Origin of the sequence: Runella sp. MFBS21, from assembly GCF_029433105.1 — a bacterium.
In the GTDB taxonomy this organism is placed as follows: Bacteria; Bacteroidota; Bacteroidia; order Cytophagales; family Spirosomataceae; genus Runella.
This window is the reverse complement of sequence record NZ_JARNTW010000003.1, coordinates 596,111-612,673: the sequence shown is the minus strand read 5'-3', so window position 1 is coordinate 612,673 and position 16,563 is coordinate 596,111. Positions and strand designations below refer to the sequence as shown.

Sequence of the window (16,563 nt, the reverse complement as noted above, 5' to 3'; positions counted from 1 at the left end):
ACGAATCCTTTCATCCTGCCAATTTCGCTAAAAAAATCGGCAAAATGCAATCTCTAAAGCGCGAAGCAGTACTCTTTGATTTTTTCAACGGTACCGAACCTGACGGCACTCCCCGAGTAGCTGATTTTCGGTATTACAAAACCAACGGCACTGCCTCCGAAAAACGCCAATGCACCCGCTCCTTTGAGGATATTACGCAAATCATAATTCAACCTAAACCTGACGTTCAAAAAGGAGGAACCAAGACGGCCAAAACCCGCGAGACACCCCATCTCAAGTCCAACTTCATGATTCGGGTGCGCTTCAAAAACGAGGCGGGAGAGACCGATTTCCGCAACCTCAAAATCAAGTTATTGACCCATTACCGTCCCAAAGGCTCTGCCGATTGGTTTGCCATTATCCACCCATCCCGATAGCCCCCATGCTTCAAGCCCTTTCTAATAATCTGACCTTGGCCACCAACGGCAAAACGGGCGCAGACGCGCAGTCCGCTTTTCTGAGCTTCGTTGGCCATGACCAAGCCCATACCCCTGCCATTGGTTGGTACGATACCTCCGAGGCACTCTACCCTGAGCATTACCCTTGGGGGTTTCATGACGATAAGCCCAACCAGATGCACAAGCTCATGTCGGCCAACGACAAAGCCACGCAGTTGCTACGCACCCAGACCAAGTACATCGTAGGAGGGGGGATTGGGGCTTTCCGTAAAATCACCGAAAACCGCAAAACCCTCTATGAGCCTTACGATTCGCCTGAGCTTCAAGATTGGATGGAAGCCGCCGAGATTCAAGACTTTTTCAAAGCCTTATCGTGGCAATGGGCTTTTTCTTGGAACAGCTTCGCCAACCTCAGCATCAGCTATCGCAATGGCCGTTTCTTCGCTCAGCCTACGGTAAGAGATATGTTCACGATTCGCCTCGGTCGCATCCAAGCGGGAGAGAGCCGAGTACAGCGTTTTTTTCTTTCGGATAAGTTTGGCACTCCCTATCACCGCGTAGCTCCCAAAGTGGTCGTGCCTGCTTTCGATCCTGCCTATCCTACGGCCTACGCCGAAAGTATCATCCACGTCAAAGAGCCTATTCCTGGGCAACCGTTCTACGCTTTTGCGGGTTGGTGGGGTGGAGAAAAGTGGCTGGAAGTTTCCAACCTGATCCCTCAGTTTCACATATCAGGCTTGAAAAACGGCTACAATATCAAGTACCTCATCAAAATTCCCGTGGATTATTTTATCCAGCAGGGCATTACGGAGGAAGCCGAACAGAAAGCCGCTTTTGGCGAGCTTCAGGCGCAGTTTGACCGTTGGCTCAGTGGCGTCAATAACGTCAATAAGGCACTGCTTACCCGTTATTTTATGGACAACAGTGGCAAGCAAATCAGCGGCATCGTCATAGAGCCACTCAACAATCCCCTCTCCGACGAAGCCTATACCCGCGTGGCCACCACCGCCGACATCGCCCATGCCAGCTCACACGGAATACTGCCGAGCTTGGCAGGTATCGACACCGGCTCGAAGCTCGGAGGTTCAGGCTCAGAGCTGCGTTTGGCCTACGATTACGCCAAAATGATGACGGCCACCGACCGCGCCGCGCAAATGAAACCCATTCTTGCGGCGGCTCGTATTTCGGGAGTGTTGCCGCGCGATGTCACTTTCCAAGTCATCGACGCCCAAATGACCACCCTCGACGTCAACCCCACAGGTACTCAAAACGTCATCGCCCCTAACCAATAGCCAACCATGCCCACCCTCATCCAAACTGCCGAACAGCTCAAAAGCTACCTTGGTGGCCTCCAAAAATCAATGGATTTCAAAACCATCGAGCCATTTGTAGCGACCGCCGAGCGTCGTTTTATCCAGACGGCCATTGGCAAAGACTTCTTTGAGTTTCTATGTGCCACCACTGATACCACCTACAGTGAGCTGAAAGCCCTCGCCCAAAAAGCCACCGCATGGTACGCTTACTTACTGGCGCTCCCACACCTGCGGGTCGTCAGTGGAGACTTGGGCGTCATGATGAACCAGCCTTCGCGTACTACGATGGCTCCCAAGTGGGCCCACGTCGATTTGGTCTCGAGTACCTCCGAAAACGCCGATGCCGCTTTGGAAGATTTGCTCGAAGCCTTGGAAGGATTAGACGCCGACCCGTGGAAAAACTCCGAAGGCTTCAAAGCCAACCGTAGCCGCATCATTCGCAATGCCACCCAGCTCACCCAGCATTTGCCGCTGGTACAAAGCCGCCGTCGTACCTTTTTGGCGTTGCGTTTTCACCTCAGCAAAGCCGAGGATAGCATCGCCCGTGATATTTGTACGGCTCAGGTATTTGACGCCCTCAAGACCAAATACACCGAAACCCCGCAGGAACTCACCCCTGCGGAAAAACGGCTGCTTTTTCTGCTGGCTGACCTCATTGCCCCCTATGCCCTGTACCGTGCCATTCCTGGGCTACGGTTGCGGATAGATAGCGACGGCATCTACGTCCAAACCATCGATGATTCGATGAAAAACCAAACGCCCACCACCTATCCCGCCGTGGATGAGCTTCGCAAGGAGCTTGTCAATAGCTACAAAGAAGCCGAAACCGCGCTCACCAAGTACCTCGACGAAACGGCCACCGAGACCATTTTCGCGGCCTATTTCACCAAAAAACAAGCCAAGACCTCACAGGTCGTCACGCTTTCCAATAGTTCACTCGGATTTTTTTAACTCTCTATCCCCATGTCTGTCTCCCGAATCCTCCGTACCAACCCTCCTCAACCGCACGATGCCCCTGCAGTTGCCCTCAACGGCTCTTCCATTACCCATGAGCAGCTTACCGAGCTGCAAGCGCAAGCTCAAAAAGCCGCTGAGTTGGCTCAGCAAGCCGCTAAAGAGCTAGAAGAAGCCGAAAAAATCAAGCAGGAAGCCGCCAAAAGGCAGCTACATCGTGAATACGAAATTTTCATGACCGATGCCGATAACTATCGCCAGTCATCGCGCAATCCTGATATCTCCGATGCCGAGCGCGAAAAGTACCTGCGTTGGGCGGCGGCTGCCGACTCCAACGCCCGTCAGATAGGTATTGAGTTAGGCATCATTGCTCCCCCAGACGCGCAGTCCGAGACCAACGAAGATGAAAATACGGCCAAAATTCGCCGCAACAAACTCCACCGCATCCTTGCGGCTTTCCAAGTGGTGGGTTTGCTTGGTATCCTTTGGATGACCTTAGATGCCTTCTTTTTCATTGGTAACCTCATCACCCAAGCCAACGCCAACGTGCCCGAAGGAGGTCAATCCCTTCGCCCCGCCTACGACCTCACGAGCGTACAAAAGTACGTGTATGAGACTTTCACGATGTTTGCCGATTTGCCCCGCGCTGCCCTTCTGTGTCTGTTGGTGATGCCAACAGTAGTACTTTACATCGTCCCCATCATCAAATCAAAAAAAGACTTTTGGACTGAATTCTTTCACGACCTCACCCCATGGCAAAGAGCACTTATTTCCGTCATTACTGTTTTGGGCTTCTTGTTATTATCGGTTTTGGCGCACATGGCCAAGCCCTAAAGAAAGCTGTATTTCCCACCAAGCCGATTGTGACCAATGAAGCCGAATTACGTCGTGCCATTCTTGACACGGGCAAAACCCAACTCAAACTCCGTGAGAAGCCAGGAGCCGCAAACAACAACCGACACCCACAAATCACCATCTACAACCGAGCCGTTGGCGTCCCCGACAACGCCTTCTATTGTGCCAGTGGCGGATATTGGTGTCACCTCGTCAATGGTGTGCGTCTCCCCCTTTCCGCACCTGCTGCCGTACGGAGTTGGTTTGCCGACCCCAAAAAGCAAGTCAAGTGGCAGCAAGGGCAGAGGGTGCAAGTCTTCGACGCGGTGAGTTTGTTTCGCAGCCACGTGGAGTTTGTCGCCGACCCTGCGGGCTTTGAGGATGAAGACGAAGAGTTGGTGCAGCTCATCGGTTGGAACACCACCGGCGGCTCACAAAAACAGCAAGGATGCCACCTCAATTGGCGGTCAAAATCGTGGATCAAGGCCGTAGCCAATCACATTACCCCATTTCTAAAAAACCAACATGGAACAGCCGTCAAAAATTGACCAAGCCCGCATCGACTACCTCTTCGCTGCGTTGCTCCAAAACGTGCATGGGCAGGAAAGTCCCGACCCTACGGTGTTTTTTGATGGCGTTCCGATGACCACCCACGAAGCCTTTGTTTTAGGAGCCATGTTTACAGAATCTATTTATCAGGACATTTTAAACCTACAAAAATGAAATTCGGAATCACCCAACTGTGGGCCAAAACCCCCACCATTATCCTTCAGGTCATCCAATTCATGGCCGCGCTGGGAGCCGCGCTGGTTGCCTTCTTTGCCAAGGCTGAGTATCCCGCCGAACTCGAAAATATCATTCTCAAAATCTACGCGGATGTCATGGCCTTGATTGCCATTGCAGGTCAATTCTTCGGGGTAGAAACCACCGAAACCTATCCTGTCAAAAAATGAAAATTTGGCTCAACGATATCGAATACACCCTCGCCGACAATTGGAAACAGGTGCCTGCCGACCGTGTCATGGGACTGCTCCGACTTGCTCACGAGCAGCCCATGACCGAGCGTAGCAAGTTGGATGCCCTTCAGCTCATCAATCCCATTCCACCGCGCATTTTTCGGAAACTGGTGCCTTGGCAAGTCAATGAGCTTCTCCAAACGCTAGATTGGGTATGGGAGAAAAAAAAGGAAGGCCGTCCCTGTACCCATTTTGAGCATCGGGGAGTGATGTATTACACCCCCATGCCTCAGTTCCGCACCACCACCTTTGCGGAGTATCTGACGGGGGTCGCTTACCTTTTCCAAGCCTACTACGACACCGATACCCCAAGGGAGCTTTCTGCGTCGCGCCTGGTCGCCACGCTGTGCCGACCGATGCCACCGGACTTAAATCGGCTTGCCCCCCAATGGTCAGGCGACGAACGCGAGCCTTTCAACGAACACGTGGTCGAGATTCGAGCCAAAGAATTTCTCGACCTACCGACGGGGATTTTGGCGGCCATTGTGCAATACTTTGTCGATGAACTCAAGTGGCTCTACGAATCCTACGACGTATTTGATGACCCCATTCCCAAGCGGAATACCCCCGTCGAAGCGGCGGGAGAGTATGACTGGCGCGACCAGCTCATGGAGATGAAAAACTTACGCTATGTGGTGGCGGAAGAACGCATTTTTGGCACCGTTCCCGAAGTGATGAAAGCCCCCGTCAACGAGGTCTTTGATGCCCTCGAACGCATTAAAAACAAAGAAACGGGTGGCCGCCCCGCCACCTCTAATCCCCAAACGTATGATGAAGCTGATTGACCAACACTACGATACCTACCGTGAGTATTTTGAGCAATTTGTTAGCCCCGAAGTGGGATTGAAATCTTACTATTGCGACCTCATCGAAACCGTCATCACCGCCTCACGGTCAGAAGATGCCTTTGGCTACCCCTTGCTTCATCTCGAATACCCCCAAGTACGCTTTGAGGAGCGTTCGGAGATGCTTATGGTTCACTTTGATTCGGTAGGGGTGATATTGGTACGGGCGGAGGAAGATACGGCCGAGGGAAAATACCTCGCCCTCAAAACCTCCCGTCAACTATGGGAGAAGATATTTTCCAAGCTCAAAAAAGAATCGGTTTACAAAGACATCCTGCTCGAATTCAACATGAACAACGTGCGCGGCGAAGTCATCCTTCCCACTTTTGTTGACCGTACCTACGGCTACGAGTTTCGCTTTACGGTTACGTTTTGGGCGCAAGGCCACCTGTGTGATGAAGACGATGATGACTAGCCCCCTGTAAGAAAAAATGTACGATTACATTACTTTTTTTACGAACTGTGTTCTTGAAAATCAAGACTTTAAATTTTTTTGAGGCGAAAAAATGTATGATTACAAGCCTTTTTTTGTGAACTTCCATGATAGACTTCCTAGCCGATTACCTCATATTTCAGCCCTTCAAGCCCAGTCTCAATCGTTTGCAACACAACATCGTAGCCATCGACCCCGAGACCTACCCCTTGCGTGACCGTATCAAGTATTACCTCACGCTCAAAATCCCCGACTTTCCGGGCAGTACTAGCTTTCAGGATCTCATCACCATTCCTAGCCGCGAAAAACCACCCGTGGTCGAAGGAGCCGTGAGCCGCTACGAAGGGGCACATTTCAACTTCGAAAACATTTTGGATGGCTTGCTCAAGCGTCAAAAGCCCACTTTTCGGCAAAATTCGATGATAACCCTCACGGAGCTTACCTCTCCCTATTGTTTGCTCGAAACCGTGGACTACGACGGCGTCAACGTGCTAGACAACCTCCTACTTCCCAAGTGGGTGGCCAAAATGGGCATGACAGAGCGTGATTTTGACCAGTGGGGCGAGCGTTTCTTTTCCACTTATCAGGCCGAAAAACGTCAGTTCCTTACGTGGCAGCCCAACCACAAACGCATCGTGGAGCATCAAGAAGAATACTTGTTTTTTATGCTCAACTTCATGCCTTTGCCGAGCATCCTCAAGCTCAGGGTTTCCGCCATATTTACCGATGGCACAAGGGAGGCATACACCCCTCTACAATTGCGCTCGGCGCAGTTTGGGCAGGTAGTCACCGTACCCGTCGGTACGCACGTTATCGGGGCCAACCCTACCAAAACGTTACAATCTTACCAAGTATGGCTTTCCAACGAGTATGACCACCGTTTGAGCGAAATCCGTACCTATCACTTAGACCACCGTAAGGTAGCGCAAGAGCGGTTTATCATCTTCAACAACTCTTTCCACACCTACGATACCCTACGGCTCACGGGAGCTTCCACCGAAGCCATCAAGGTGACACGCACCACCGCCGAGCGCGAAAGGCCGTTGAATGCCGCTCCCGATTTTACGGAGTTTTACATCGTTGACCGCTACGCCGACCGCGAGCTGACCATAAGCACTGGTTTCTTTGAGCGTGATGTAGCCGCCCAACTCCGCTACCTTGATGAGTTGCTGATGGCAGAGGAATGGTATCTGGTCACCGACCGAAACCACGAACCGCTCGAACTCATCACGACGCAGCTCGTTGACCACGACGACATCCCCGACCTCGTGGCGCGTCAGTTTCAATTTCGCTACGTGCGCCAACAAAACTCCTACAGCCGTTTACCCATTGCTCCTCCCGCTCCTGAGCGGCCTACCTACTGGAAAGCTGAGGGATTGAGGTATCTATTGGATGCTTATGGCAAGCGTACGGGCATGGTACGGCCGCTCAAACTCGTGAAGTGTTACGTGGATGATGATACAGCCGTTGCGCCCCTGACCCAAAAGCCCAATGCCGCAGGTGATCCTGATTACGTCTCGGAGTACCTTGATACGGGTATTGTGGTAGGCTCTACCCCTTATCCCAATACCGCTATCAGCCGTCCTACTACTTTTGTGCGCTCTTCCGCCACCTGTCCTTCGGGATTAGAAGGTGGTCCCGCTACCATTACCGTTGCTTCAGGAAAGTACGGTGGTGAACAACCAGGAGATGCCGACGCCTTGGCTGAGGCCGAATACAACTCGCTCAATACCCAAGCCTACGCCAATACCAACGGTACCTGTACCCTCAACGCTAATTATACCGCTACGGTACCGACGGGTCATTTCCAGTATCGTTCCAATGCACCCACCAAAATCGGGCTACATCGTCTGACTCCCTCGGCTCCGTGGCCGGGCGACCAAGGCAATACCCCTGAGTTACAATCGGTGGTAGGCTCCTACATCTACCCCGTGGGGAGCAATGCCCTCAACTTCCCCGTCGACGGTGGGGCAGGCTTCTACTTCAGGGTGTATGGCACCAATGGCACTACTTATACCCTGAAGGTGTACCGCAATGGCGTCTTGAAAAAGACCCTTGCCAGCACCTTGGGTGTCAGCGGCTACGACAATCACTACATGTTTGATGATACGGGTGTCGGCGGAGGTCTGTACGCCCCCGCCGATGGCGATAAATTTTACATTCAAATCTCATGATGACCCTCGAAACCCGCATCAATGGTTACGTAGTTGACCAAAACCGCAACCAAAAGGGCAGTTTTGAACGCCTCAATCCCTACCTCACTTACGAGGCCAAAGATTTTTTGACTGATTCGGCCAAGATACCTGCGTTGCCTTTTACGCCTACCAACCGCGCCATTTTTGGCTACATTGACATCCCCAACCTCGGTTCGGATGTGCCTCGTTTTGAATTTGAGCAGTACCTCAATGGCCACCTCGTGCAGGAAGGTACGGCCTTGCTTACTGATTTTTCGGACAAAGGCTACCAACTCACCATTGTGCAGCCCGTGGGAGAGTTTTTTGGGGATATCCAAAAAATGCTGCTTTCCGAAATTGATTTTGGTACCCTACCGCTACCTACGCCGTTGGCAGCTGCTATCACTCATTCAGGCCAAAATGCCGTGTGTTTCCCTACAGTGGTCAATCCCGACTACTACGGCACAAACGGGGCTTCCATAAGCTACTCAGGCAAAGTCAACGACTACGGATCGGGAGCCTATACCACCACGGGTCCCAAAGTCCCCTTTGTATTTGTGCGCTATTTGCTGAGTCGTATTGCGACTTTGGCAGGGGTCACTATCGATGGCAGTTTCATGACCGATGCCGACTGTGGCCAACTCGTTCTGTACAATATCAGGGAGCTGGAAGGGGCTACCGAAGTCACGCTCAGGCATCACCTGCCTGAGCTGACGGTGGTGGACTTCATCGTGGAGCTTCGTAAGTACCTCAATTTAAGTTTGAAGTTCAACACCGTCCAAAAACGGCTTACTATTGACTTCACCGACAGTATTTTTGGTTTGCCGTGTGAGGTAGATTGGTCAGACAAATTGGTGATTGGTGCGCGAAAAGTACTGGAGCGTAGCCGCCGTTTACAATTGTCGATGGAGTTAGATGCCAACGACACCCTTCAAAAGGATCGCCCCGCTGCCGTCGCCGACTACCTCACGCCGTCGTTTGCCGATGACCTCACCATTGCCAAACTTTCCACCAAGTTTAGCACGCTATTGGTAGAAAGTGGGCTTGCGTCGGCTCGTCAGCAGGGCGCCACCTCACAGTTTGCCCAACTCGAAAAGAAATCTAGTCCACGGTTGCTGTTTTGGCAGGGCATGGTAGGAGGGTATCCCGCCGCCTTGCCCACGCGTAGTGGCAAAAGTTTGTATTGGAATGGCGTCGATGGCCTTGTGAACTGGGCATGGGCAAAAACAGAAGCTTTTCGCCGTCAGATTCACTACCTAGATTGCCAACTTCTATTGACCGAAGCCGACCTTGCTTTGTTAGATTTCAAGCAAAAAGTCCACATCAACGGGGTCAATTACCTCCCCGTCAGGCTTTCCAATAGCTACCCCATTGCCCAAGCTACGTCGGTGCTGTTGGTGTCGGTTTAATTTAAGGGCGTTTATTATTCGAAGTTGCTGATAGAAGACATTCTAAAAACGTAGCAAACCCTTCTAATGAAAATACGCCCAAGGGGGTAAGGTGAACGTCAACAGGTTTTCCGCCCTCTATTTTAAAGTTATCGCCTCGTCCCATGAGCATTACTGTTACCTGCGTAGCTTCTTGCAGATTGTAAGCATCAAAGGCAAAATGGAAGTGAGGGTTTGCTTTGTTTGATGGGTAGTCGTATAAAGCCAGCTCTGGCTCATCCGACTGGAAAGCTCCTAGTTTTGATAAAGTATCCTCAATAAATTGGATGGTGGTTTGCTTCGTCATTGAATTGAAAATTAAGTTATAAAGAGTGATGTGCAATTTACGAGAAAATCTAAAATGCAATCACTCTTTTCTACTCCCTTTCCCGTCCTTTCGCCCCTGATTTTACCTCATTTTTTTTGCATCATCCCACTTTCTAAATGGGCTGAAGCACCATGTTTTCCAACGAACATCTCAAAGTACTGCTCGAAAAATACGTTGACGAAGCCGTTGACGAAATGAAACGCCGTATCCGTTCCCAAGACCTCGTGATGACGGGCGAAATGCTCAATTCTTTTCGCGTTGCGGCCACCGAAGAGGGCAATGGCTACATCGCCAAAAAAATCAGCATGATTGATTACGTGCGCATCAAAGACCTGCGCTCTATGCACTATGAGCGTACGCCGCCGCTCGATGCAATGGAATACTTCGTGGAAGCCAACAGCCTTCACAGCTTCAACTACGTTCCTGGTTATGAAGACGGCAAATGGCCTTCTTCTGACGAAATCGCCACCCGTCGTATTGCGTGGGCGTTAAAAATGTCCTTTCGTCGCAAGCCCAACCGGGCGCGTGGCTACCGAGGTATTTACTCCAGCTCTATTTCTAAAGCCATGAATGGCCTGAAGTCCCAAGCGGCTCAGGCCGGTGCTCGCTTTGCGATTCAATACATCAAAAATATCCTTACCCAATAACCACACCGATTCATGGATTTAAGAGAACAAGCCGTCATTGATTTGAGGCTCGAAACCAAGCAGGCCAACACCGAAATGGCCGCGCTTGAGACCAAATCAAAAGCCCTCCAGAAACAGCTCAAGGACGTTGCCAAAACCGTGGGTGAGGGTTCGGAAGAGTGGAAAAAAGTAAAGAAGCAGGTAGACGAAACCGACAAAGCCATTGCCACTCATCGTAAGAATGTGGACATTACCCAACTTACTTATGGGCAGCTCCAAAACCACGTCAAACACCTCAATGCCGAAGTCAAAAGCTTGACGCCCGGTACCAATGCGTTCAATGCGGCCGTGGGTCGGCTCAAAACCGCCGAAACCCAGCTGCAAAAAGTACAGCAACAAGTCAAGGGCACCAATACCGCTTTGCAAGAAACCTCCAAGCCTACTTTGTGGAACAATTTCTCGGGAGGAGTCGGCAAAGTGAGTGCGGCTTTCAATGCCTTTATTGCCCTCCAAATCGTGCAGTTCATCGTCGGCGTGGGCAAGGCCATTTTCGACATCACTGGCAAATTCGAGAAATACGAAAAGGTATTGACCACGGCCTTGGGCAGCGAAAAGCTCGCCAAACAAAGCATGGAAGCCATCAAAGTCATGGCGGCTAATACCTCATTTAGCGTAGATGAACTCACGGAAGGCTACGTCAAAATGGTGAACCGTGGCCTTCGACCGAGTCAGAAAGAAATGATTGCTCTTGCCGACCTTGCCTCCTCCCAAGGCAAAACCTTCGACCAATTAGTGGAGGCCGTACTTGATGCACAAGGTGCCGAGTTTGAGCGGCTCAAAGAGTTTGGTATCAAAGCCAAAAAAGAGGGGGATAACATCTCACTTACTTTCAAAGGGCAAACGCAGGTCGTAAAAAACAACGAAGAGGCCATTTACAAGGCGATGATAGCCATGGGTGCTATGACTGGTGTAGCGGGTCAAAACGCCAAAATGATGGAGACCTTGGGCGGCAAGACTTCCAATTTAGGAGACAACTTCGATGCGATGATGGTAACCCTCGGCGACGGCCTCCGTCCCGTTTTTATCGCCATTCTTGACCTTCTGAATGCCTCCATTCCCGTGCTTACCATTGTGGGCAAAGCCATCGGTTCGGTGATTTTGGTCGCCAAAAGTTTGGTGGTAGGCTTGGTCGATACCGTTAAAAATGCAGGTCTAGCCCTGTACTCCTTGGGCGATGCAGCGGCTAAACTCGTGCAGGGCAATTTGACAGGTGCCAAAAAAGCCTTGGATGAGTCGGTAACTTACGGTACCAAAACCATCACTTCCATGAAGACCAACATCAATCAAGGGATTGATGAAGTCGTTCAAATGTGGAAAGATCCCAGTGCAGGGGTGGCCGCCGAGTTTGCAGGCAAAACCCAAGGGCAAAAGTACGCCAAGGCCAAAAGTGAGGAGGATAAGAAAGCCAAAGATGCCGCCAAAAAAGCGGAAGAAAAACACTTGGAGGAGGTCAAAAAAGCCAATGAAGATGCCATCAAGAAAATAGGCGAACTCGAAGCTGAAGCGCACCTTCGTACCATCACCGATGAGCTGACGCGGGAGCGGGTAGCAATTACCCAAAAATACGACCTCAAAAAGGAAGAGGTCATGAATTCGTTGGCAAGTGAAGCCAACAAAAACAGCCAAATCAAGCTGCTTCATAGCCAAATGATAGCCGAGGTTTCGGCTAAGGAAGCCGACTATCGGGATAAGAAAGCCAAAGCGGAAGCCGAGGCCGCCACCAAACGAGCCGAAGCCAATAAGTTTATCCAAGAGCAGGAAAAAGCCGCAGAAATGGCTCTGCTGGACTTCAAAGAAGTGCAAGCCAAAGGCAATGCCACCAAACTAGCCGCCATCAAAAAAGAGCGACTCGAAACCGAGCTTCGTTTCCTAAAAGAGAAGATAGACGCCGAAGAAGTAGCCGACAAAGCCGAAGCCGCGCGAAAAATCACCGATACTACCCAACGAGCGGCGGCCATCAAAGCCATCGAAGACCAGCACCGTGCCGAGCGCCTCACCGCCGAAACCAACACCGCCGCCCAAATCAAAGAAGTCGAAGAGCAGCTCAAGCAAGCCCGCACCGCCAAGTGGACAGAAGGCTCCAACGCCATCAAAGCCTTGCTGCAAGGCGACCTCAACGGTTTTGTCCAGCACGCTTCCAACATCGTGCAGGGCGAAAAGCAGGCGTGGCAAACCCGCCTTGCCGAAAATACCGAAAAATACGAGGCCGTAGGTCAGTTGGCTCAAGCATCGGTATCATTTCTCAAGCAGCTTTCCGAAGAACGGCTCAATAAGGAGTTGGCCAATATCGAAAAAGAAAAAACGACGAAAATTGCCGCTTCGCAAGCCGAGACCCAAGCGATCCTTGCCGACATCGAAGCCCAGCAAAACGCCGAACTCGACCGCGTAGAACAGGAATTGTTGGCCAACAATCTCGAAAAAGCCGAGCTTACCCGTTTGAACACGGCCTTTACCAACGCCAAGCAAAAAATGGAACTGGAGTATCAGGCCGCCATCAAAGAAGCACGTGACTTAGGCAACGAAGAAGAAATGGAGCGATTGAAGGCCGAACGTGACGAAAAGCTCGCCACCGTGAAGGCCAACATCATGCAAGAGCAGCTCGGAGCCGACAAAGCCAAAGCCATCGAAGACAAGCTCACTACCCAGAAAAAAAGCATCAATGACAAGTACAATGCCTCTATTCTGAGTGCCAAAAAGAAGCAAGAAGCCAACATTGATGCCATCAATAAGGATTCGATGAACAAGGAGAAAGAGGCCAAGCTGAAGAACTTCCGCAACCAGAAAAAAGCCGATATCGCCGCCGCCCTAATATCGGGAGCGTTGGCCACTATCAAAGCCTTGGCCTCAGGGATGTTTCCCTTAAACTTGGTGTTTGCGGCCTTGACTGCCGTAGCCACCGGGCTTCAGGTAGCCAAAATCAAAAACCAACCCGAACCGCAGTTTGCCAGTGGTGGTTTCTTTCAAAATGCGGGGGTGCTGAGAGGTTCCAAGCATTCGGAAGGAGGCATCGACATGATTGACAGCCGCAGTGGGAAAAAGGTCGCCGAGGTCGAAAACAACGAGGCGTATATTGTCAGTAGTCCCGTGACAGACTACCACCGCGAGACACTCGACGAAATCATCGACCAATCACAAAAAGGTCGCCCAGCACCCCTTCGTCGTAAAAAATACTATCAAAATGGCGGGGCTTTCAAACCCGAAGGTGAGCGACCTTTTTGGGAGAAAAATTTCTTCGGAAAAGGCAAAAAAGCCAAGAAAGCAGCGGAAGCGGCGGCGGCTGAAGCGGCTGCTGCGGAAGCCAGTGGGGGAGGCGATGAATTTGATGTAAGCGGCTATGATACGGGAGGAGCCAACGTAGAAGGCATCGACGATGCCAAAGCTCAGGGCGAAAAAGCGCGGGAACAGGGCGAAAAACAACTCAAGTTGTTGGAGGAAATCGCCCGCAACACCAAAGACACCACCAGTGCCACCAAGTTTGTCATCATGGGGCTGGGAGAAACCGCCAATTCGGTAAAAGCCGTCGAATCTGCCGTGCGTGATAGCAACCAATCGGGGCGTTTGGATGCGCTTATCGGAGCCATTTCGAGTTTAGGAAGTAAATAGCATATTTTTCGTATTTTTAACGGTATGAATCGTAAAATTGAAGTAAAAATCCCTGTTCCCCGTTACGTTAAAAAGTTTCTGGAAAGGAGCTACCGTTATGAAAAAGGTAGCATCTATGTACGAAGAGACGAAACCCTCGGCATCATCATAGAGTCGTTTTTGGAGAAGAATTTTACCTCACACCCCGTGGCTGAACCCGAAGGCTGCGTGGTGAGTGTGAAGATTTACCAAGATGCCAAGCTCTTGTACGTACCTACCCCCCGTTTACACTACCTGACCAAAATCCTGAGTGACGAGTTTGATGAAGCCCTCAGGTTTTATTGCCTGAGTGGTCACCGCATGACCCGCAACTATCAACCCCACGTAGTGACTTTTTTGGAAATGTACGGCATCGACGATGAGGATTTGACGGTGAATGCCGCCTTGCGAAAACTCAGGTTGTACGAAGAAAAAACCGCCCTCAAGCAGGAAAAATTTTGCGACGTTTCGGCCACAAAAACGGCAAATTGGAAATAAAAACGACGTTTTAGGAATAAAAACGGCGATATGTGGGTAAAAAATCCCCGAAAGTCAAAGCCGTCATTTGGTATAAAGCTCACAAAATCAGGCAACAAGCAAACGAGCCAAAAAAAGATTGTATATCCACCCCCCTCAAAATCACGTCCTTAAAAAATGGAAAAAATAACGATTGGAAGCCGTCATGTATGCCAAAACGCGGGCTTTGTGCGTAGGCTGGTATTGGTGTCTCATCAAGAGGTGGAGTACCTGCCCGACCCCGCCTTGTTGTTAGGTCATACGCAGCCCCAACTACTCCCCATGGGAGACATCGGCTTTGCTGCCGATGCGCAAGCGCACGCTTTTAATTTTGAATACAAAAGCTGCCAATACGCCCTCACCGAAAATATGACGGCAGATGGCCCCCTGTATCTTCTAAGTTTGCAGGGCAATCTCCCCAAACTCGCCGAGAGCGTGACCCAAGCCCTCGAAAAAGACAGGAACAGACGTTGGGTGGCCTTCTTTCAAGACCACAACCAAAACTACTACGTAGCTGGTACCCCCGACTACCCGCTGACGCTGACCTATTCCCAATCGATTACCGACCAAAACACCAGCCGCGTCTTTCTGCAAGGTCGTACACCGCAGGCTCCCTACAACACCGATGCCCTGCCAACCAACCTCTATCGTTACTTTAGTAGTGGTTTTGAGCGTACCTTTTTATAGTAAATACGTCCTTTCTGCCTTTATTGATAAGCGCGAACATTGTACCGTCCACTTCGGTCACCCGAAATCAATCACTCATGACGGTACAAATTCCCTCTGGTTTATACGCCATCAAAGATGAGACGCACATTTGCGTCCCGCAGGCGTCTAGCTACCCCCTTCTCTCCCGTGAAGAGATGCAACGACTCAACAATTTTCGGAGTCCAGAAAATCCCGCGATCCTTGAGTTATCCATTGACGGCTACATTTCCCCTTATGCCATCAACTACTACACCCGTGTTTTAGAAATCGCCCAGAAAGCCCCTGACATCAAAGGGGCGTTATTTGAAATCAAGACCGCAGGGGGCATGGTTGACCAGTTAGTGGCTTTTGCAGATTTTCTTTACAAGTATCCCAAGCCTATCGTCACTCACACTTCCTATTGCTGCTCGGCAGGCTATTGGATAGCCTCCCAGACCAATGAGATAATGGCCGAGCCGCAAAGCTCTACCGAAATTGGGTCTATCGGGACCATCTACGTCCACTACGACCAAAGTGCCTCTTATGAAAAGCAGGGAGTCAAAGTCCATGTTTTTCGTTCGGAGGGTTCTACGCGCAAAGGAGTTCCCAACTCTTACGAACCGCTCGACCAAGAATCGGCCAATCGTTTCCAAGCCCGCGTCAACGCCGCCAATGCTGAGTTCAAAGCCTATGTTCGTCGCGGTCGTGGGATGCGCATCAAGTCTGATGCCGTATGGAGTGGTGACACCTTCGATGCCGATGCTTCAGTAGCCGTAGGTCTTGCCGACCGCAAGGGGACGTATGCCCAAGCCTTACAACGAGTTATTCAACTTTCCGATAAATAATCCACACCATGAACCGTCCTGACTCCTCCGTTTTATCCCGACTCCTAGCGTCTGCTTATGCTTTTGTGGCGGGCAATGCCTCCCAAGAGGTGATGAATGCCGCCGAAGCGGAAGCTGCCCAACTTCAAGCCAACATCGATGGCTTAAACGGCCAAATTACGGCACTTACCGCCGAGCGCGATAGCGCACAAGCGCAAGTCACCGCTTTGACAAGCGAGCGAGACACGCTCAAAACCGAAGCCGAACAGCTGCGTCAATGGAAAGAAAACCATGCCAAAACGACCCAAGCTGTAGTGCCAGGCACCGACCAAAACTTGACGGGTGAAGACCCTATCAAAAAATTCCCTGAAGGCAGTCTCATGCGTACCGCACTAGAGGCCATTGCCGCTAAGAACCCGAAAAAGTAACCACTAGGGGACGCGAATATCCCTCGGCTTTTTCATGCAT

Annotated in this window: 18 protein-coding genes; 17 read left to right on the top strand and 1 reads right to left on the bottom strand. The window is 50.9% G+C overall.

Annotated elements, in window-relative coordinates; all coding sequences use genetic code 11:
* Positions 1-44 precede the first annotated feature (44 nt).
* The 11 genes from P1X15_RS10015 to P1X15_RS09965 all read left to right on the top strand — a co-directional run bounded on the left by P1X15_RS10015 (position 45) and on the right by P1X15_RS09965 (position 9,415).
* Entirely contained in the window at positions 45-416 is a 372-nt protein-coding gene (locus tag P1X15_RS10015; RefSeq protein ID WP_277337993.1) for a hypothetical protein, read from the top strand.
* Positions 417-421: 5 nt separating this feature from the next.
* A complete protein-coding gene (locus tag P1X15_RS10010) occupies positions 422-1,729 on the top strand; it encodes a hypothetical protein (RefSeq protein ID WP_277337992.1) in 1,308 nt (435 codons plus the stop codon).
* Between the two features lie 6 nt (positions 1,730-1,735).
* The gene (locus P1X15_RS10005) at positions 1,736-2,701 is read left to right on the top strand and encodes a DUF6712 family protein (RefSeq protein ID WP_273215578.1); all 966 of its coding nucleotides are present in this window, start codon (positions 1,736-1,738) and stop codon (positions 2,699-2,701) included.
* 12 nt (positions 2,702-2,713) lie between these two features.
* Complete coding sequence (locus tag P1X15_RS10000; RefSeq protein WP_277337991.1) at positions 2,714-3,538, top strand: hypothetical protein; 825 nt, start codon at positions 2,714-2,716, stop codon at positions 3,536-3,538.
* Entirely contained in the window at positions 3,457-4,086 is a 630-nt protein-coding gene (locus P1X15_RS09995; protein ID WP_277337990.1) for a hypothetical protein, read from the top strand. Before P1X15_RS10000 ends, P1X15_RS09995 begins: the two co-directional genes overlap by 82 nt.
* Positions 4,064-4,261 (top strand): hypothetical protein, encoded by a 198-nt coding sequence (locus P1X15_RS09990; RefSeq protein WP_273215573.1) that lies wholly within the window; start codon positions 4,064-4,066, stop codon positions 4,259-4,261. The genes P1X15_RS09995 and P1X15_RS09990 overlap by 23 nt, the downstream gene beginning before the upstream one ends.
* Positions 4,258-4,491, top strand: a complete 234-nt coding sequence (locus tag P1X15_RS09985) for a hypothetical protein (RefSeq protein WP_277337989.1) — start codon at positions 4,258-4,260, stop codon at positions 4,489-4,491. The genes P1X15_RS09990 and P1X15_RS09985 overlap by 4 nt, the downstream gene beginning before the upstream one ends.
* Complete coding sequence (locus P1X15_RS09980; RefSeq protein WP_273215569.1) at positions 4,488-5,339, top strand: hypothetical protein; 852 nt, start codon at positions 4,488-4,490, stop codon at positions 5,337-5,339. The genes P1X15_RS09985 and P1X15_RS09980 overlap by 4 nt, the downstream gene beginning before the upstream one ends.
* Positions 5,323-5,814 (top strand): hypothetical protein, encoded by a 492-nt coding sequence (locus P1X15_RS09975; RefSeq protein ID WP_273215566.1) that lies wholly within the window; start codon positions 5,323-5,325, stop codon positions 5,812-5,814. The genes P1X15_RS09980 and P1X15_RS09975 overlap by 17 nt, the downstream gene beginning before the upstream one ends.
* A 125-nt stretch (positions 5,815-5,939) precedes the next feature.
* Positions 5,940-8,006, top strand: a complete 2,067-nt coding sequence (locus tag P1X15_RS09970; RefSeq protein WP_277337988.1) for a DUF5977 domain-containing protein — start codon at positions 5,940-5,942, stop codon at positions 8,004-8,006.
* Positions 8,003-9,415, top strand: coding sequence for a hypothetical protein (locus P1X15_RS09965; protein ID WP_277337987.1), 1,413 nt, complete (start codon positions 8,003-8,005; stop codon positions 9,413-9,415). The genes P1X15_RS09970 and P1X15_RS09965 overlap by 4 nt, the downstream gene beginning before the upstream one ends.
* A gap of 1 nt (position 9,416) precedes the next feature.
* Here the strand turns inward: P1X15_RS09965 and P1X15_RS09960 are convergent, their stop codons facing one another.
* Entirely contained in the window at positions 9,417-9,740 is a 324-nt protein-coding gene (locus P1X15_RS09960; protein ID WP_277337986.1) for a hypothetical protein, read from the bottom strand.
* A gap of 152 nt (positions 9,741-9,892) precedes the next feature.
* Here P1X15_RS09960 and P1X15_RS09955 point away from each other — a divergent pair, with 152 nt between their 5' ends.
* The 6 genes from P1X15_RS09955 (at position 9,893) to P1X15_RS09930 (ending at position 16,523) form a co-directional block, all read left to right on the top strand.
* Positions 9,893-10,408 carry a hypothetical protein gene (locus P1X15_RS09955; protein WP_273215557.1) on the top strand — a complete coding sequence of 172 codons (516 nt, stop codon included), beginning with the start codon at positions 9,893-9,895 and terminating at the stop codon, positions 10,406-10,408.
* Between the two features lie 12 nt (positions 10,409-10,420).
* Positions 10,421-14,050, top strand: a complete 3,630-nt coding sequence (locus P1X15_RS09950) for a hypothetical protein (protein WP_277337985.1) — start codon at positions 10,421-10,423, stop codon at positions 14,048-14,050.
* Positions 14,051-14,074: 24 nt separating this feature from the next.
* Positions 14,075-14,566, top strand: a complete 492-nt coding sequence (locus P1X15_RS09945; RefSeq protein WP_273215554.1) for a hypothetical protein — start codon at positions 14,075-14,077, stop codon at positions 14,564-14,566.
* 156 nt (positions 14,567-14,722) lie between these two features.
* Positions 14,723-15,271, top strand: a complete 549-nt coding sequence (locus P1X15_RS09940; RefSeq protein ID WP_273215552.1) for a hypothetical protein — start codon at positions 14,723-14,725, stop codon at positions 15,269-15,271.
* Positions 15,272-15,348: 77 nt separating this feature from the next.
* Positions 15,349-16,116, top strand: a complete 768-nt coding sequence (locus tag P1X15_RS09935) for a S49 family peptidase (RefSeq protein WP_273215550.1) — start codon at positions 15,349-15,351, stop codon at positions 16,114-16,116.
* Positions 16,117-16,124: 8 nt separating this feature from the next.
* Positions 16,125-16,523, top strand: a complete 399-nt coding sequence (locus P1X15_RS09930; protein WP_277337984.1) for a hypothetical protein — start codon at positions 16,125-16,127, stop codon at positions 16,521-16,523.
* Positions 16,524-16,563 lie beyond the last annotated feature (40 nt).